This is a genomic window from Sciscionella sediminilitoris, from assembly GCF_000737195.2.
In the GTDB taxonomy this organism is placed as follows: domain Bacteria; phylum Actinomycetota; class Actinomycetes; order Mycobacteriales; family Pseudonocardiaceae; genus Sciscionella; species Sciscionella sediminilitoris.
This window is the reverse complement of record NZ_JALM01000111.1, coordinates 1-18,289: the sequence shown is the minus strand read 5'-3', so window position 1 is coordinate 18,289 and position 18,289 is coordinate 1. Positions and strand designations below refer to the sequence as shown.

At 69.4% G+C, this 18,289-nt stretch carries 15 protein-coding genes; 8 read left to right on the top strand and 7 right to left on the bottom strand.

The annotated features are described in order from the left end of the window. The coding region (locus AD72_RS31405; RefSeq protein WP_031470267.1) for an ATP-binding cassette domain-containing protein at window positions 1–546 on the bottom strand (546 nt) is incomplete at its 3' end. A 131-nt stretch (window positions 547–677) separates the two neighbouring features. Then, a complete protein-coding gene (gene fes / locus AD72_RS31400) occupies window positions 678–2,363 on the bottom strand; it encodes an enterochelin esterase (RefSeq protein WP_051899222.1) in 1,686 nt (561 codons plus the stop codon). A gap of 48 nt (window positions 2,364–2,411) precedes the next feature. On the opposite strand from fes, the gene AD72_RS31395 reads away from it, so the two are divergent. The 5 genes from AD72_RS31395 (at window position 2,412) to AD72_RS31375 (ending at window position 7,993) form a co-directional block, all read left to right on the top strand. Beyond that, the gene (locus tag AD72_RS31395) at window positions 2,412–3,353 is read left to right on the top strand and encodes an ABC transporter substrate-binding protein (RefSeq protein ID WP_031470265.1); all 942 of its coding nucleotides are present in this window, start codon (window positions 2,412–2,414) and stop codon (window positions 3,351–3,353) included. A gap of 78 nt (window positions 3,354–3,431) precedes the next feature. Then, complete coding sequence (locus AD72_RS31390; protein WP_031470264.1) at window positions 3,432–4,760, top strand: aspartate aminotransferase family protein; 1,329 nt, start codon at window positions 3,432–3,434, stop codon at window positions 4,758–4,760. Then, window positions 4,757–5,536, top strand: coding sequence for a carbon-nitrogen hydrolase family protein (locus tag AD72_RS31385; RefSeq protein ID WP_031470263.1), 780 nt, complete (start codon window positions 4,757–4,759; stop codon window positions 5,534–5,536). The genes AD72_RS31390 and AD72_RS31385 overlap by 4 nt, the downstream gene beginning before the upstream one ends. Window positions 5,537–5,546: 10 nt before the next feature. Then, window positions 5,547–6,974, top strand: coding sequence for an APC family permease (locus AD72_RS31380; RefSeq protein WP_051899219.1), 1,428 nt, complete (start codon window positions 5,547–5,549; stop codon window positions 6,972–6,974). Beyond that, window positions 6,971–7,993: a Gfo/Idh/MocA family oxidoreductase gene (locus AD72_RS31375; protein WP_031470261.1), complete on the top strand. Its 1,023-nt coding sequence runs from the start codon at window positions 6,971–6,973 to the stop codon at window positions 7,991–7,993. The genes AD72_RS31380 and AD72_RS31375 overlap by 4 nt, the downstream gene beginning before the upstream one ends. 81 nt (window positions 7,994–8,074) lie before the next feature. On the opposite strand, the gene AD72_RS31370 is transcribed toward AD72_RS31375, so the two are convergent. Continuing rightward, window positions 8,075–8,389, bottom strand: a complete 315-nt coding sequence (locus AD72_RS31370) for a GlsB/YeaQ/YmgE family stress response membrane protein (protein WP_031470260.1) — start codon at window positions 8,387–8,389, stop codon at window positions 8,075–8,077. 106 nt (window positions 8,390–8,495) lie between these two features. Beyond that, window positions 8,496–9,119: a TetR family transcriptional regulator gene (locus tag AD72_RS31365; RefSeq protein WP_051899218.1), complete on the bottom strand. Its 624-nt coding sequence runs from the start codon at window positions 9,117–9,119 to the stop codon at window positions 8,496–8,498. A 100-nt stretch (window positions 9,120–9,219) separates the two neighbouring features. Between AD72_RS31365 and AD72_RS31360 the strand changes: the two genes are divergently transcribed. Continuing rightward, the gene (locus tag AD72_RS31360) at window positions 9,220–10,695 is read left to right on the top strand and encodes an MDR family MFS transporter (protein ID WP_037347989.1); all 1,476 of its coding nucleotides are present in this window, start codon (window positions 9,220–9,222) and stop codon (window positions 10,693–10,695) included. A 145-nt stretch (window positions 10,696–10,840) separates the two neighbouring features. On the opposite strand, the gene AD72_RS31355 is transcribed toward AD72_RS31360, so the two are convergent. Both AD72_RS31355 and mdlC read right to left on the bottom strand, forming a co-directional pair. Continuing rightward, window positions 10,841–12,088 carry an MFS transporter gene (locus AD72_RS31355; protein ID WP_031470257.1) on the bottom strand — a complete coding sequence of 416 codons (1,248 nt, stop codon included), beginning with the start codon at window positions 12,086–12,088 and terminating at the stop codon, window positions 10,841–10,843. 17 nt (window positions 12,089–12,105) lie between these two features. Further along, window positions 12,106–13,683 (bottom strand): benzoylformate decarboxylase, encoded by a 1,578-nt coding sequence (gene mdlC / locus AD72_RS31350; RefSeq protein ID WP_031470256.1) that lies wholly within the window; start codon window positions 13,681–13,683, stop codon window positions 12,106–12,108. Between the two features lie 104 nt (window positions 13,684–13,787). Between mdlC and AD72_RS31345 the strand changes: the two genes are divergently transcribed. Further along, window positions 13,788–14,681, top strand: a complete 894-nt coding sequence (locus tag AD72_RS31345) for a LysR family transcriptional regulator (RefSeq protein WP_031470255.1) — start codon at window positions 13,788–13,790, stop codon at window positions 14,679–14,681. 111 nt (window positions 14,682–14,792) lie between these two features. After that, window positions 14,793–16,610 (top strand): DNA helicase RecQ, encoded by a 1,818-nt coding sequence (gene recQ / locus AD72_RS31340; RefSeq protein WP_031470254.1) that lies wholly within the window; start codon window positions 14,793–14,795, stop codon window positions 16,608–16,610. Between the two features lie 102 nt (window positions 16,611–16,712). Here the strand turns inward: recQ and AD72_RS31335 are convergent, their stop codons facing one another. After that, complete coding sequence (locus AD72_RS31335) at window positions 16,713–18,149, bottom strand: amidase (RefSeq protein WP_051899217.1); 1,437 nt, start codon at window positions 18,147–18,149, stop codon at window positions 16,713–16,715. Window positions 18,150–18,289 lie beyond the last annotated feature (140 nt).

The following is an 18,289-nucleotide window of genomic DNA, read 5'->3' as shown; positions in this document are numbered from 1 at the left end:
CGCGCCGAGCAGGCAGGCGAGCCGGACCCGGTAGCGCTGCCCGACCGAGAGCCCGGCCAGTTCGCGGGACCGGTCGTCGATCGCGCCGAGCGCGGCCAGGGCGATGTCGACCCGGCGATCGGCGTCCCAGGCATCGAGTGCTTCCGCCTCGGCGAGGGCACGGGCGTATTCGTCCGCGGCGCCGGGGCGTTCCTCGGCGAGCGCGAGCGTCGCGGATTCGAACTCCCGCAGGACCGTGCGCACCTCGGCGAGTTCGGTGTCGATGAGTTCGCCGACGGTGCGCCCCTCCGCGCTCGGCATCTCCTGTTCGGCGATGCCGAGGCTGCCGAACCGGCGCAGTACCCCGGAATCGGGGACCAGCCGACCGGCGAGCACGTGCAGCAGGGTGGTTTTGCCGCGGCCGTTCTCCCCGACGACGGCGAGCCGGTCACCGGCGGAAACGGTGAGGTTCACGGTGTCGAGCACCGGGTTTCCGCCGCGGGTGAGGCAGAGATCGGTCGCGGAAAGATGCGCGCGCGTTCGGGCGCGCTGAATCGCGGTGGACATACTTCCTCTTCAGAAAAGGGGGTGGCGGACAGACGAGTACCGTGCCACCTGCTCAGAGGAAGTAGAGATGCATGATTCCGACGGTAACAGAGGAAGCGATGGCCCGCTAACTCATTTGGCGCGGGCCACAGTCAGCGCAGCCCGATGCCGATCAGCCGTTCCGCGATTCCGCCCCGCCAGCAGGCCCGGTCGTGGCCGCCGGAGAACTCGCGGAAATCCACCGGGTACCCGCGCGCGAGCAACACCTCGTGCAGCCGCGCGGTCGGTTCGTCCAGGGTGCGCTCATCGCTGCCCACCTCGATCCCGAACCGCAGGGGCAGCCGCGGCGTCCTGGCGAACCGGCGGCCGAGTTCCCCTCCGCCGAACCAGAACGAGCCGGACTGGGAGATGACCGCGCCGAACCGCTCCGGTGCGGTGAGCCCGGCGAAAGCCGCGGTGAGCCCGCCGAGGCTCTGCCCGGCGATCACCGTGCGGGCCGGATCCTCGGTGATGCCTTGGGTTTCGGCGAGCGCGGGGATCAGTTCCCCGGTCAGGAAGGCCACGAACGGCGCGTGGCACTGGTATTCCCGCATCCGCACCGCGCGCGGGCCCGCCTCGGGGAGCACGGCAAGCAGCGGGGGAAGGTGCCCTTCGGCGATCAGGTTGTCCAGGGTGGGCGCGATGTTCAGCTCATCGGCCCACAGCTCGCCGTCCAGGAGCACCAGCAGCGCGAGGTCGGTGGCCGCTCGTGCCGGGGTGTAGACCCAGGCGCGCTTGCGGTATCCGAGAATGCGGCTCGGCACAACGGTTTCGGTCACGGTACCGCGCGGAACACCGGGCCGTGGCCAGAGAAACCGCTGTGGTGGCGCGTCCGGGAGTTCGGCGATGGAACGCACCGGTTCGCCGCCCCTGCTCGGCAGGACGAGCGCGGCGAACGGATCGGGAACGCCGGGCAGCTCCGCGAGTTCGCCCTTACCCGTCTCGTCCGGGGCGAACTGGTAGCTGCCCCGCCAGGTGCTCGGCAAGCGGTAGCTCAGATGCCACAGATCGGTTCCCGGCAGCTGCGCGCACCGGCTGCGATCGAGCCGCGAGCGGTCGGTGAGCTTGTTCACCAGCGCGAGCACTCGCACCGTTTCCGGGCCGCCGCGATAGCAGAAGGTCACGATGCGGTGCGCCGTGCTTTCCGGGCAGGGTTCCACGAGTGGCCCGCCCTCGGCGTCCAGTCGCGCCCAGAATCGGTTCACCGCTTGGGTTTCCCCGTCGGCCACGGCCGCGCGCAGTGCCTCGATCGCCGGGCTGCGGACCAGGCCGGTGGTGACCGCGCGCGCCGAATGCGGTGGTGTGGCCCCGTTGTGCGGCTGTCCGGGCGGAAGTTCCGGGGCCGGGCCGAGCGCGCGCGGCGGGCTCCGCAGGTCGCCGAGGATCGATTCGGCCGCCGCGGTGCGCGCGTGCATCCGGAACCCGGCGCTCGTCACGGTGCGCCAGCCGGCCGCGGCGCCGGGTTCCGTTTTCCCGGTGAACACACTGACCGGGCAACTCAAGGGGGTGCGTACGCCGTAGCGGTGCGGGCCGGGATGCCCGGAGACGAACAGGTACACCGGATCGCGCAGCCTTTGGGCCAGTTCGTAGCCGGGAATCGCGCCGCGACCGTGCCCGAACACCGCGACCGGCGGACCGGGTGTCAGCGCCTCGGCGAGCGCGTCCGGATGCGGGTTCCCGACGGCGAACAGTCCCACATCCGCGGGCAGCAGCTCCGCCCACGGCGCGAACCACCGGGCCTCGCCGAGGCAGACCAGGCGCAGCCGGGGGTTCGGGACCGCGGTGAGCTCGTGCAGCATATATGTAGGTTAGCCTTGCCTAATTCATAGACGGGAGGGTGATCAGTGGTGAGATGGCGGACCCTTGGCGCCGTGGTGCTCGCGGGCGCGCTGCTGGCCGGATGCGGATCGGGCGCGCAGCACGAATCGAGTGGCAGGCAGCTCACCGATGCGCGAGGCGAACGGGTCACGGTCCCGGACCGGCCCGCGCGGGTGATCACGCTCAGCGAGTCCAGTCTGGACGGTGCGCTGGCGCTCGGGGTTCGCCCGGCAGGGGCGACCGGCGGGCGCGGGCAGTCCGGGGTCTCCGCCTATCTGGCCGAACAGGCCAAGGGAATCCCGCTCATGGGCGCGCTCGCCACACCCTCGATGGAGAAGATCGCCGCCGCGCGCCCCGATCTGATCCTCACTGATGGCACCGCGCTGCGCGATGCGGGCGTGCTCGGCAAACTCTCCGCGATCGCCCCGCTGGTCTATCTGCGCGCGAGCGGGACCGATGACTGGCGGGCCGCGCTGCGCCTGGAGGCCGCGGCACTCGGCAGGCCGGACAGGGCCGGGAAAGTACTCGAGAACTACGCGAACACGCTCGCCGCGACCAAGCGCGGGATCGCCGCCCATGCCGGGGCGAGCGTGAGCATTGTGCGCTGGCGCGGGAACACCCCGAGTGTGATGTACGCCGAAGGGCCCGCGGCCGAGGTGGTCCGCGCGCTCGGGCTGCGCCGCCCGCCCGCGCAGGACCGGAAGGGGCCGGGGCACAGCGTCGCGGTGAGCCTGGAGAACGTTCGCGAGCTCGACGCGGACTGGATCTTCTTCGGCGCGCTCGGGGACGGTGACCCGCATCAGGCCAGCAAGAAGGCCCTCGATCAGGCGGCGAAGGCACCCGGGTTCGACCGGCTCGGCGCGGTCACCGCGGGGCACGTGGTCCCGGTGGACGGCACGGCGTGGACCAGCGCGGGCGGGGTGCTCGCCTGCGGCAGGATCGCCGAGGACATTCGCACCGCGCTCGGCTGAGCGAACTGTCAACGCGATCCGGTGTAGGTGCTCACTCTGTCAATTCCGGTCCGCGGCGATTTCGGCGAGGATCAGGGTATGGACGCAGAGCGGGTAATCGAGGACGACCGTCGGCACGTGCTGCACTCCTGGTCGGCGCAGGCGAAGATCAGCCCGGTGCCGATCGAGTGGGCGCGGGGCTCGACCATCGCCGACTACGACGGGAACGAATGGCTCGATTTCGCCTCGCAGCTGGTCAACGCGAACCTCGGGCATCAGCACCCGGACATGGTCGCCGCGATCAAGGAGCAGGCCGAGCGGCTGTGCTACATCGCCCCGTCCTTCGCCAACGACGTGCGCGGCAAGCTCGCCAGGATGATCGCCGAGCGCGCACCCGAGGGACTGGACACGGTGTTCTTCACCAACGCCGGTGCGGAGGCGAACGAGAACGCGATCCGGATGGCCCGGCTGCACACCGGGCGGCACAAGGTCCTCTCGGCCTACCGCTCGTACCACGGCGCCACGAGCACCGCGATCACCGCGACCGGGGACCCGCGCCGCTGGGCCTCGGAGCAGTCGGCGACCGGGATCGTGCACTTCTTCGGCCCTTATGCCTACCGCTCCGGGGTGGACGAGGAGACCGAATGCGCCCGCGCGCTCGCCCATCTCGAGGAGGTCATCACCCTCGAGGGCGCGCACACGGTCGCGGCGATCCTGATGGAGACCGTGGTCGGCACCAACGGGGTGCTCATCCCGCCGCCCGGCTATCTGCAGGGCGTGCGGGAGCTGTGCGACCGGCACGGGATCGTGCTGATCGCCGATGAGGTCATGGTCGGTTTCGGCAGGCTCGGCGAGTGGTTCGCGGTCGATCTGTTCGGCGTGACCCCGGACCTGATCACCTTCGCCAAGGGGGTGAACTCCGGCTATGTCCCGCTCGGCGGGGTGATCCTCTCCGATGCGATCGCCGCGGGCTTCGCCGAGCAGCCCTATCCCGGCGGGCTCACCTACTCGGGCCACCCGCTGGGTTGTGCCGCCGGGATCGCCTCGATCGAGATCTTCGAACGCGAAGGCATCCTGGAACGGGTGCGCGATCTCGGTGAGCGCGTGGTGCGCCCGGAACTGGAACGGATGGCCGCGGCCCACCCGTGCATCGGCGAGGTGCGCGGGCGCGGGCTGTTCTTCGCCCTGGAACTGGTGCGGGACCGGGACACCCGGGAACAGCTGGTGCCGTTCAACGCCGCGGGCCCGGACGCCGCGCCGATGACCGAGCTGCTCGGGGCGTGCAAGAAGCGCGGGGTGTGGCCGTTCACCCACTTCAACCGGCTGCACGTGGCCCCGCCGCTGGTGATCACCGAGCAGGAGCTGCGCACCGGGCTCGCCGCCATCGACGAGGCGCTCGCCGTGACCGACGGGTACGTGCGCACGTGAGGACGTTCCGGCTGGCCTGCCTGCAGACCGCGGGCAGCCCGGGGGATCCCGAGGCGAACCTGGCCGAACTGGACGAGTGTGCGGCGCGCGCCGCGGGCTCCGGGGCGGACCTGCTCGTCACCCCGGAGCTGTTCCTCACCGGCTACGACATCGGCGATGCGGTGGCCGAGCTCGCCGAGCAGCCGCTGATCGAGCGTGCCGCGGAGATCGCGCGACGGCGCGGAATCGGGTTGCTCGCCGGTGCACCACTGCGCACGGAGCAGGGCATCACCAACGCCGCGGTGCTGCTCGACGAGGACGGGAAAACGCTTGCGGTGCACCACAAGGCGCAGCTGTTCGGCGAGCTGGACCGCAAGCTGTTCGTCGAAGGAACCGAACCGGTCACCATCGCCGAATTCCACGGAATGCCGATCGCGATCCTGATCTGCTACGACGTGGAGTTCCCCGAAGCGGTGCGAGCCGCGGCACTGGCCGGGGCGAAACTGATCGCGGTGCCCACCGCGCAGATGGAACCCTTCGCGTTCGTCGCGGAGACCGTGATCCCGGCCCGTGCCTGGGAGAACCAGGTCTACGTCTGCTATGCGAACCACACCGGAAGCGAGCGGGACACCGTCTACGTCGGGCGCAGCAGCATCGTGGCACCCGATGGCGAGAAGCTCGCCTGCGCGGGCACCAGACCGGCGCTGCTGCTCGCCGAACTCGACCCGGAACGCGTGGATCGGGCCCAGCTGGAGAATCCCTATCTCACCGATCTGCGCCGAGATCTCTATCGGTAGCGAGGTTTTCATGAACAGGACCGATGGCAACGAGGCCGTCCGCGCACCCGTGCGGGCGACGGAGGAGGAATCCGGGCGGTTGCACGGGCGGCTCGGGGTCACCGCGATCGTGTTCATGGTGATCGCGGCCGCCGCCCCGCTGACCGTGATCGGGGGGAACGCCCCGCTGGCGATCAGCGAGGGAAACGGTGCGGGTGCCCCGGTCGGGTTCCTCATCGCCACCGTGGTGCTGCTGGTGTTCTCCGCGAACTTCGTCCGGATGACCCCGCACGTGCACAAAGCCGGTGCCTTCTTCGCCTACATCGAACGCGGGCTCGGCCGGATCGCGGGCGGGGGCGCCGCGTTTCTGGCGCTGCTGGCCTATACCGCGCTGCAGGCCGGAATGTGGGGTTATCTGGGCGGCGCGTTCTCCTCGCTCATCGAGCGCTACACCGGATACGCGCCGCCGTGGTGGGCCTGCGCGGGTGTGGTGCTGGTGCTGGTGGCCTTCCTCGGTTACCGGCACATCGAGCTGAGTTCGAAGGTGCTCGGCGTCGCCTTGGTGTGCGAGCTGGCCATCGTGATCGCCATGGACACCGCGATCTTCGCCAGCGGCGGGGCGGACGGGATCAGCGGCGCGAGTTTCACCCCGACGGTGATCTTCTCCGGCCCGCTCGGCATCGCGGTGCTGTTCGCCGTCACCGGGTTCGTCGGTTTCGAGTCCACCGCGGTTTTCCGTTACGAGGCGCGCAATCCCGATCGCACGGTGCCCCGGGCCACGTACATCTCGGTGCTCGTGATCGGGGTGTTCTACGCCATCTCCAGCTGGGCGATGGTGGAAGGCTGGGGCGTCGAGGCCATCAAGGACCGCGCGGTGGCCAATCCGGACGATCTGATGCTCGGCACCGCACAGCGCTATCTGGGCACGGTCGCCGGGGGTGTCATGCAGGTGCTGCTCATCTCCAGCCTGCTCGCCTGCGTGCTCTCCTTCCACAACATCGTCGCCCGGTACCAGCACGCGCTCGCCGGGCGCGACTGGCTGCCCGCGAAACTCGGTGCGGTGCACCGGAAACACGGCTCACCCGCGAACTCCTCACTGGTGCAGAGCGCGACGGCCGCGATCCTGCTCGCCGTGTTCGCGGTGCTCGGCCTCGACCCGCTGACCCAGATCTTCTCGCCCATGGCGGGGATCTCCACCCCGGGCATCGTCACCCTCATGCTGGGCACCACGGTCTCGATGCTGGTTTTCTTCGCCAGGAACCGGATCGGTTCCCCGTGGCGGCTGGTGCTCGCCGCGCTCGGGGTGCTGGTGCTCGGCGCGACGCTGTGGCTGGTGATCACCAACTTCCCGCTCGTCGTCGGATCCGGGGGCGCGGTGGCCGTCGTGCTCGGCGCGATCCCGGTGCTCGCGATCCTCGTCGGCTGCGTGGTCGCCGCCCGCCGGGGGAGCAGGGCATGAGCGGGAAACTCCGGATCGGGCTGGCCGGACTCGGCCGCATGGGGCGCATCCACGCCACCAATCTCGGTTCGCGGTGCGCCCGCGCCGAACTCGCCGCTGTGTTCGATGTGGACAGTGCGGCGGCGGACCGGATCGCGGAGGAGCACGGGGTCACCGGGGTGGACAGCTTCGAGCGGTTGCTGGCAGCCGACATCGACGCGGTCGCGATCACCACCCCGACCGGGACTCACGCGGACCTCGCGGTCGCGGCCGCCCGCGCGGGAAAGCACGTGTTCTGCGAGAAACCCATTTCGCTCGACCGGGAAGCCGCGCTGCGCGCCATCGCCGCGGTCGAGGCCGAGGGCGTCGCCTTCCAGATCGGTTTCCACCGCAGGTTCGATCCGGACTGGGTGGCCGCGACCGAGCGGATCCACGCCGGGGAGCTCGGCGAGATCGCCCTGCTGCGCACCTCGCTGCGGGACATGGCGGCACCGAAGGCGGAATTCCTCGCCGGTTCCGGGGGACTCTTCCTCGATGTGACCATTCACGATCTGGACACCGCGCGCTGGATGGCCGGGGAGATCACCGAGGTGAGCGCGCACGGGGCGGTGGTCTCCGATCCGGGCTTCACCGCGATCGGCGATGTGGACACCGCGGTGGTGGTGCTGCGCTTCGCGAACGGCGCGCTCGGGGTGATCGACAACAGCAGGGCGGCCGGATACGGCTACGAGTGCAGCACCGAGGTGCTGGGATCCCTGGCCACGGTGCGCATCGATCATCCGCAATCGCGGCACTACGAATGGCGCACCCCGGGGCAGGCGGCCACTCCGCTGGTGCGCGATTTCGAACAGCGCTATCCGTTCGCCTACGCCGCCGAACTCGACGCCTTCGCGGATGCGGTGCGCACCGGGACTCCGGTGCGGGCCAGTGGTTCGGATGCGCTCGCCGCCTTCGATCTGGCGACCGCGGCGGACCGGTCCTGGCGGGAGGAACGCGCGATTCCGGTGCGGTGCACCGAATCCGGCTACGTGCTCGGCTGATCGGTCCACAAGGGACGGCCGGGAAACCGGAACCGCCGCGGACCAGGAAGGTCCGCGGCGGTTCTCGATCCCGGTGTTCGGTCAGGACTTGGCGGCAGGCTCCCCTTTGGACCCGCTCTTGCTCTTGGCCCACACCCCGGACACGATCGCGACGACCACGATCGCGCCGACGATGTCCAGGATCCAGCGGAACCACGGGATGCCGCCGTTGGCGTTCTGGTAGCCGATCGCCGCGGCCACCAGGTTGCCGAGGAACGCACCGACGATTCCGGACAGGATCGTCAGCCACCAGGGGATGCTCTGCTTACCGGGCAGGATCGCCTTGGCGAGCAGGCCGAAGATCAGTCCCGCGACGATCCAGCCCAGGATGCTGCCGATACCGCTGAACAGATGCATGGGAACACTCCATTAGGTGAGGCAGTTGATCACGGTCGGTGCCGTGATGGTGGCACTACTGTGTGCTGCCTGCAAAGCCGGAATGCGGGTTATGGGTGATTCGTGATCAAGTTGAGGCCGCGTCCCGCACGGCCTTCCTCGCCTGCGCGTACAGCTCGGAGACCTTGGGGGTCTCCCCGGTCTCGACGCGCCTTGCCCACTCGTCGAAGGCGATCCGGGCCGTGGAGTCGAGGACGGCGAGGATGGCGCGCACCTGGAAGTCGGACGATTCCTTGCCGAGCGCGCGGGCGAGTGTGCTGACGATGCGCTCGCAGCCGTCCAGATCGGCACGCAACAGGGCCTGGGTGAGCAGGGGTTCGGTCGTGGCGAGGCGGCGCATCCGCAGCATGTGACGGGCCACCTCGGAGCTCTCGTTGTCGAACTCCGCGACGCCCCGGGCGAAGGCCCGCTCGATCGCCTGGATCGGGTCGTCGCCGATCCGGTCCGGCTGCAGCTCCTCGGTCACGATCTCGTGGATTTCGTTACTGCCGAGCAGGACCGAGTCCTCTTTCCGCGGGGAGTACCGGAAGAAGGTCCGCGGGGAGACTCCCGCGCGTTCGGCGATCTGTTCGGCCGTGGTGTGTGCCACACCCTGTGTCTCGAACAGTTCGAGTGCCGCGGTGGCGATGGCGCGCTCGGTGTCCCGCTTTCGCCTGGTCACCAGGTCAGGAGCGGCTTGCTCGATCGTCATCGCACCTCCAAATGCCGACCTCGAGCCTATCGCGAAATCCGATGGCAGTCACTGCCACCTTGGCGTAGCCTGTCATCAACTGAGGCTTTCTGGAGGATTCGTGACCACATCGACTACGCCGAGACCGGCTGCCGAGAAGACCCCGCCCGGGGCCATGGGATTGATCGCGCTGCTGTTGGCGGCCGCGTTCGTGATGGTGCTGAACGAAACCCTGATGAGCGTCGCGCTGCCGACCCTGATGAAGGATCTGCACCTGTCCGCGACCACCGGCCAGTGGCTGACCACCGGTTACATGCTGGTGATGGCGATCGTGATCCCGACGACCGGGTTCCTGCTGCAACGGTTCCCGATGCGGCGATTGTTCGCGGTGGCGATGTCGCTGTTCCTGCTCGGCACCCTGACCGGGGCGCTGGCCAACGGGTTCCTCATGCTGCTGATCGGCCGCGTGCTGCAGGCCGGCGGCACCGCGTTCATCCTTCCGCTGCTGATGACCACCGTGATGACGATGATCCCGGAGCAGCGGCGCGGACGGATCATGGGCTCGATGACGATCGTGATCGCGGTGGCGCCCGCGGTCGGTCCCACCCTTTCCGGGTTCATCCTGAGCAAGCTGGACTGGCACTGGCTGTTCTGGGTGGTGCTGCCGTTCGCCGCGCTCGCGTTCATCGCCGGGGTATGGCGGATGCGCAGCCCGGAAACCCTGACCGAGGCCAAGGTCGACCCGTTCTCCGTGGTGCTCTCCGCGCTCGGGTTCGGCGGCCTCGTCTACGGCCTGTCCAGCATCGGCGACTCCAGCGGGAGCGCGTTCATCTCCCCGTGGCTCGCCCTCGGGATCGGGATCGCCGCGCTGCTCGCGTTCGGCGCCCGGCAGTTCGTGCTGCAGCGCGCCGACCGGGCACTGCTGGATCTGCGCACCTTCCGCAGTACCTCGTTCGTGCTGGCGTTCGTGATGATCGCGGTGAGCATGATGGCGATGTTCGGCAGCATCATCGTGTTGCCGCTGTACCTGCAGAACGTGCTCGGCGAGGACACGGTCACCGTCGGACTGGCCACCCTGCCCGGTGGGCTCGCGATGGGTCTGCTCGGTCCGGTCATCGGGCGGCTGTTCGACCGCTACGGCCCGCGTCCGCTGGTGATCCCGGGCGCGGTAGTGGTCAGCGCCGCGCTGTGGGTGATGACCACCTTCGGCGCGGGTACCCCGCTCGGCTACGTCATCGCCACCCAGACCGTGCTGATGGCCGCGATCGGTGCCATGCTCACCCCGCTGATGACCGTGGCGCTCGGCTCGGTGCGCAAGGAGCTGTACTCGCACGGCAGCGCCATGGTCAGCACCGTGCAGCAGCTCGCGGCCGCCGCCGGGTCGGCGCTGTTCGTCACCGTGATGTCCACGTTCACCACCCCGATCGGTCCCGGCCACGGCCCGGAGGCCGCCGTCGCCGACGGGGTGCACGCGGCCTTCCTGTGCGGCGCGGTGATCTCGCTGATCGCACTGGTGCTCTCGGTGTTCATCCGGCGCCCCGCGAAACAGGAGGACAGCGAGGCGGGCGAGGAGCAGCCCGCCATGGCCGCGCACTGAAAGCACCGTGGCGCGCCGCCGGAGTTGGGGGAGGGGGCCTACCGGCGGCGCGCCACGGCTTCATCTGGGATGTGGCTTGGTAACCGCGACGCGCCGCCGAAATGCTGGAAGGAAGGAAGGTCGTTCGGCGACGCGCCGCGGGGTTCTAGGGGGATGGTGCGGGGTTCGCGTGCTCCTCGGGATAGTGGTCGGTGCGGGAACGGCTCGGTACCACGAACATGGCACCGAGACCGAGCGCGGCGACCACGGCGAAGAACCAGAACCCGAAGGGGTAGGCGATCCCGGCCGTGACGAGCGCACCGGTCACGAACGGTCCGACGATGGCGCCGAGCCGCCCGATGGCCGAGTTGAGCCCGAGCGCGGTGCCCCGGGATTCGGCGGGGAAGGACTGCGCGACGTAGGCGAAGATCAGCACCTGCGCGGAGAACACGAAGATCCCGGTCAGCAGCACCACGAGGTTGAGCACGAAGCTGTTCTCCATGCGCACGCTGAGCAGGGCGAGCAGCACGGCGGCGACACCGAACCAGGCGAGCGCGGTCGGTCGGATGCCGCGCCGGTCGGCGAGGTACCCGGCGAGCAGCAGCCCGATCACCGCGCCGATGTTGAGCACCAGCAGCAGGGTGATCGAGGTGGACACGGCGTAGCCCGCGGTGCGCATCAGCTGCGGCAGCCAGGTGTTGAGCCCGTAGACCAGCAGCAGGCCCATGAAGGAGCCGACCCAGGTGGCGAGGCTGATCCGCCGGAATCCCGGGGTGAGCACGGCGCGCATGCCCTGGCGCTCGCCGCTCTTACGGCGAACCGAATCGCGCACCGAGAGGTAGGCGCTCGATTCGGGCAGCCGGAACCACATCACCGCGGCGAGCACCAGTCCGGCGATCCCGCCCGCGTAGTAGAGCACCTGCCACTGCCCGAGTGTCGCGGCGAGGATCGAGGTGAGTACCGCGCCGGTGTGGTACCCGGTCATGGTGATGGTGCTCGCGGTGGCCCTGCGCTTGGCCGGAAGGTGTTCGGACATCACGGTGAGCGCCGTCGGCATGCAGGCGCCGAGCCCGAGACCGGCGAGGAAGCGGAACACGCTGAACGTGACCACGTTCGGCGCGAGCGGCACGATCACGGTGAACACCGAGAACAGCAGCACCGAGGTGATCAGCACGCCGCGGCGGCCGAACCGGTCCGCGAACGGACCCATGCCCGCGGCGCCGATCGCCACCCCGATCAGGGCGACCGTGGCGATCGCGGTCGCACCGGCCGCGGTGAAGCCGAGATAACCGCTCTTGAGCACGATCGGGATCGTCACCGAGAAGGCGACGAGGTCGTACCCCTCGATCAGGACGGTGAGCCAGCAGAGGATCGCCGGCCACCCCGACCGGCCCGTCTGCGGTGTTGGCGTCATTGCCGTGCTCCTTCGAATCAGGCGGGCGCGGTCAGCGCCGTGTCCACCTGGATCAGGCGCGGGCCGTCGGCGTCCTTGGCCAGCAGCGCGCGCAATTCCTCTTCCTCGGTCACCGAGTCCGCGGGCACCCCATACCCCTCCGCGATCTGGGTGAAATCGAGCCCCGGGATGTTCACCCCGGGCACATCGGGTACGTCGAGCAGGTCGGCGAACCATTGCAGTGCGCCGTAACTTCCGTTGCGCAGCAACACGAAGGTCACCGGTACCCGGTGGCGGGCCGCGGTCCACAGCGCGCTGATGCCGTAGTTGGCCGCGCCGTCCCCGATCACCCCGACGAAGTGCCGGTCCGGGCGGCCGATCCCGGCACCGACCGCGGCCGGGATACCGAAACCGAGCCCGCCGGATGCGGGGAAGAAGTAGGAGCCGCCGGTGCGCAGATCCATCTGCCGCCACCAGGCGGAGTTGGTCGAGGTGGACTCGACGATGTAGCCGGTTTCGGCCGGTTGGGTGTCCCGCAGCGCGGCGAACACCTGCTCGGGGTGCAGGGCGTTCTCGGCGACGGCAGGCTCGGGATTGGGCAGGTAGTTATGCTCATCGTTGCCGCGCCGCGGGCACCGTCCGAGCATCGCGTGCATGACCGCGCTCGGATCGGCGACGATCGCCTCGCCGAACGGTGCCCGTGCGGCGGCCTCGGCGTCGTCGGTGACCTGCACGAGATGGGCGCCCTCGGGGAGGTAGGCGCCCGGCTCGTGCTGGTGGTAGCGGAAGACCGGGGCACCGAGCACCAGGATCAGGTCGTGCCCGTCGAGCTCCTGGGACAGCGAGGAGATCCCGGCGGGCAGCACCCCGCGGAAGAGCCGGTGCCGGTTGGGGAAGGGGAGCCGGAAGGCCGAGGGGGCGGCCCAGGTCGGCACGTCGAGGTGTTCGGCGAGCGCGACCGCCGTGTCGAACAGGCCCGCGGTGTCGATGTCGCCGCCGAGCACCAGCGCCGGGTTCTTCGCCGATTCGAAGCGGGCCACCAGGTAGGCGAACTCCTCGGTGCTCGCCGCGCTCGCCCTGCTTATCGAGCGGTCGAGCACCATCCGCGCGTTCTCGTCCAGCTCCACATCCCAGTCGTCATAGGGAATCGAGAGATAGGTCGGGCGCTTGCGCATTCTGGCCTCGAACACCGCCTGGGCCAGTGAACGCGGCACATCCGCGGCGCAGCTCGGTTCGCCGGACCAGCCGACAAGCGGGCGCATCAGTGTGGTGGCGTCCACATTGGCGAGCATTCCCTCGAGGCCGATCACCGGGCGCACCTGCTGGCCCGCGGTGATCACCAGCGGGGAGCGGGAGTAGACCGCGTTGGTCAGCGCGCCGAGCCCGTTGCCCGAGCCCGCGGCCGCGTGCAGGTTCACCAGCGCCGGTTTCCCGGTGACCTGGCAGTACCCGTCGGCCATCCCGACCACCGCGCCCTCGTGCAGGCCGAGGATGTAGCTGAAGCGATCGGAGAGCCCGGTCAGGAACGGCAGTTCATTGGAACCCGGGTTGCCGAATATCGTGGTGAGCTCGTTGCGCTCGAGGAACTCGTGCGCGATGTGGCGAGCCGTCGGCATGGGTTCTGCTCCTGTCCGAATTGGTCCGGAGAATCCGACGATAAGGGCACTTGCGCACCGTGATCCAATAGATACGGTCAGGGTGCCGTATCGATGGGGTCTATATGCGGGATTTCGATCTGAACCTGGTGCGGACCTTCGTGCTGCTCTACGAGACTCGCAGCGTCACCGCCACCGCCGAATCGCTGCACCTCACCCAGCCGACGGTCAGCTATGCGCTGCAGAAACTCCGGCGGCGCTTCGGTGACGAGCTGTTCCGGCGCAGCGGTGCCGGGCTGGTGCCCACCACGACGGCGCGCGATCTCTACGAACCGCTGCACACCGCGCTGGCCGGGATCGAGTCAACTGTTAGTGACTCCGTCAGCTTCGATCCGGCCACCGCGCAGACGGCGTTCACCCTGTGCCTCTCCGATCTGGGCGAGGTGTCCCTGCTGCCCCCGCTGCTCGCCGCGATCAAGACGCGCGCGCCCGGGGTGACCTTCACGGTGCACCCGCTGGACGTCAGCGATGTGGAGGGCAGGCTCGGCCGGGGCGAGATCGACGCCTTCATCGCCACCCCGCTGATCAGTTCGCGCCGGGTGGAACGGGTCCCGCTGTTCCGGGAGGGGCACGTCGCCCTGGTCGCCGAGGACCATCCGCGGCTGCGCGGATCCCGGATCAGCCAGGCCCAGTTCGAGGCCGAGCGGCACGTGACCGTCGTCGGGCCCGCCGGACACGACGGCCCGCGCAGGGCACTCGAGCTGCGCGGGCTCACCGGCCGGATCGCGCTCCAGGTCACCAGGTACTCCTCGCTGCCGTACCTCGTGCAGCGCACCGAACTGGTCGGGATGGCCCCGCGCAGGCTGGCCGAGGTGTGGCGGGACGAGAACCGGGTACGGCTGCTCGAACTGCCCTTCGAACTGGAGCCGATCGTGGTGAGCGCCTACGCCCGGCGGACCCATTCGCGCAGTCCCGCCCAGCAATGGCTGGTCGATTTCATGCAGGAGGTCCTCGGCTAGCGCCCGCTGCGTGGCGGTGCGGGTGGCGGGACCCGCCGCGGTGCCGGCTGCGTGGTCGGTGGACGCGGCTCCGCCGCTGGAAGAACAAGGTACTCGGTTAGAATCTGCCCGGTGACGACGCCCGAGACGCTCAAGGTACTGAACCAGGTCTTCGGCTACGACGAGTTCCGGGAAGGCCAGGCCGAGATCGTCGAGCACGTCAGCGGTGGCGGCGATGCGCTCGTGCTGATGCCGACCGGGGGCGGGAAGTCGTTGTGTTACCAGATTCCCGCGCTCGTCCGGGACGGCGTCGGCGTGGTGATCTCCCCGCTCATCGCGCTCATGCAGGACCAGGTCGACGCACTGCGCGCACTCGGGGTGCGGGCCGGTTTCCTCAACTCCACCCAGGCCCCCGACGAGCAGCGCATGGTGGAGAAGGAATTCCTGGCCGGCGAGCTCGATCTGCTCTATCTCGCCCCGGAACGGCTGCGCGTGGACCAGACGATTCGCTTGCTGGACAACGGAAACATCGCGCTGTTCGCCATCGACGAGGCGCACTGTGTCTCCCAGTGGGGCCACGATTTCCGGCCGGACTACCTGGAACTGTCCCAGCTGCACGAGCGCTGGCCGAAGGTGCCGAGGATCGCGCTCACCGCGACAGCCACCGAGGCCACGCACGCGGAGATCGCGCGGCGGCTCGGGCTCGAGGACGCGCACCATTTCGTGGCCAGCTTCGACCGGCCGAACATCCAGTACCGCATCGTCGCCAAGAACGAACCGCGCAAGCAGCTGCTCGAGTTGTTGCGCACCGAGCACCCCGGAGACGCGGGCATCGTCTACTGCCTGTCCCGCAAATCCGTCGAGGACACCGCGGAATTCCTGGTGCGCAACGGAATCGAGGCGCTGCCCTATCACGCGGGACTGGACGCGGCCCAGCGCGCCGAGCACCAGTCGCGGTTCCTGCGCGAGGACGGGCTCATCGTGGTGGCCACCATCGCCTTCGGCATGGGCATCGACAAACCCGATGTGCGGTTCGTCGCGCACCTGGACCTGCCCAAGTCGATCGAGGGGTACTACCAGGAGACCGGCCGTGCGGGCCGGGACGGGCTCGCCTCCACCGCCTGGCTGGCCTACGGGCTCCAGGATGTGATGCAGCAGCGCAAACTGATCGACAATTCCGAGGGCGATGCCGCGCACCGGCGCAAGCTCGGCACGCACCTGGACGCGATGCTCGCGCTGTGCGAGACCGTGGAATGCCGCCGGGTGCGGTTGCTCGCCTACTTCGGGCAGCAGGGACAGCCGTGCGGGAACTGCGATACCTGCCTCGCGCCGCCGGAATCCTGGGACGGCACCGTCGCCGCGCAGAAACTGCTGTCCACCGTGGTCCGGCTGGCCAGGGAACGGCGGCAGAAATTCGGCGCGGGCCAGATCATCGACATCCTGCTCGGCAAGAAGACCGCGAAGATCAGCCAGCACGCGCACGATGAGCTCAGCGTGTTCGGGGTCGGCACCGAACTCACCGATTCCGCCTGGCGCGGGGTGGTCCGCCAGCTGCTGGCCATGGGACTGCTCGCGGTCGAGGGCGACTACGGAACCCTGGTCACCACCGAGGCCAGCGATGAAGTGCTCTACCAGGGGCGCACGATCACGCTGCGCACCGAACCCAAGCGCCCCGGAAAGGCGGCCAAGTCCGGGAAGGCGAGCCGGGGCGCCGATGCGGAACTGCCCGAGGAACTGCGCCCGCTGTTCGAACGGCTGCGCGCCTGGCGGGCCGCGACCGCGAAGGAACAGGGTGTGCCCGCCTACGTGATCTTCCACGACGCCACCCTGCGCCAGATCGCCACCGAGCAGCCGGCCAGCCTGAGCGAACTCGGCGCGATGAGCGGGATCGGCGAGAACAAGCTCGCCAAGTACGGCGAATCCGTACTGGAAACCCTGAACGCCGAGTAACTGTCCTGTTCGGACTTGCGTGGTGGGTCCGGTTGCGGAAACCCGCCGCGGTGCCAGCGGGCAGCCGGGTGCCAAGCGGCTACGCCGCTTAAGGCAGCGTAGTTAGTCTTCGAGTGCCGCGCTGGCCGCGGCCGCGATGGCGAGCAGGCGCTGATCGGTGTGCGCCCTGCCGAGCAGTTGCACGCCGACCGGGAGACCGGATCCGGTGTGCCCGGCCGGGATCGAGATGCCTGGGATTCCCGCGACGGCGGTGCCGAAGGTGTAGCGGATGAAAGTCTCGAAGGTGTGCTGTTCGCGGCCATTGAGTAGCATTTTCTGGTGCTCGGCCAGCGGGATCGCCGGTGCGGGGGTCGTCGGGGTCAGCAGCACGTCGACCTCCCGCAAGGCTTCCTCGATTCCCGCCTTGATGCGCGCGGTGTCCCGGCGTGCGGTGTCCAGATAGACGTGCGCGGGCACCGGGTTCGCGTCCGGGCCGATCTCGCTCGCGAAGGTGGCGCGCAGATCCTCGCCGAACCGGTCGAGCACTTCCTCGAGCACGATGGACGGCTCGACCTTGGCGAAGTATTCCTTGGTGAGCACCACTTTCTCCGGGCCGACCATGCGGAATCCGATATCGCTGCCGTGTTCGATTCCCTCGACCGTGCAAGGCACCAGCCGGGCCCCGTGTTCGGCGAGCCGGGCCGCGGCGGACTCGGTGATCCGGTCGATCTCGGGATCGTTGTCGGTGGCGAAGTATCCGCGTGGCACCCCGATCCGCAGCCCGCGCAGCGTGTCCGGCCTCGCGGCGACCGGGTCCGCGATACGCCCGGCGAGCACGGCGAACAGCAGCCCGGCATCGGCGACGGTGCGCGCGATCGGCCCGCTGGTATCGAAGCTCCAGGACAGCCGGGTCACCCCGGTGCCGTCCACGATCCCCATGGTCGGGCGGAAACCGACCACTCCGCACAGTGCGGCGGGGATACGCAGCGAGCCACCGGTGTCCGTGCCGAGCGCGGCGGGGACCATCCCCGAGGCGACCGCGGCCGCGGATCCACCACTGGAACCGCCCGCGATGCGTTCGCTGTCGTGCGGATTGCGCACCGGTCCGTAGTGCGGGTTGGCCGAGGTGATGCCGAAACTTCCCTCGTGCATATTGGTTTTGCCGAGCAGGACCGCCCCCGCGGAGCGTGCCGCGCGCACCGGGGCCGCGTCCGCGCGCGGATGCCACTGATCCAGCACACTCATCCCGCTCGTGGTGCGCACCCCGGCGGTATCCATGTTGTCTTTCGCCGCGAACGGAATCCCGTGCAGTGGACCGAGTTCCGCTCCGCTCGCGCGCTTGCGGTCGCATTCGCTCGCCTGATGCAGCGCCTGTTCGGCGGTGACGGTGAGGAAGGCGTTGCAGCCCGGGTCGAGTGCCTCGATCCTGGCCAGATACGCCTCGGTCAGCTCCAGCGCGGACACGTCCCCGGAATGCAGGCGCGCCGCGAGTTCGGCGATGGTGGCTGTCGCGAGCTCTGGATGCGGTGCGGTCATCGAGTTCACTTCCGGCGGCGTCATTGGGCAGGCGTAGCCGGAATCCTAACCGGATTTCCGTGTGCAGCGGCCGGTTCGGCACTGTGATGTGCGCGGCGCACGGAAGGGGCTCGATTTCCTTGGTGAATACAAAGAACGGCGGGGCGGCACCAGCCGGTACCGCC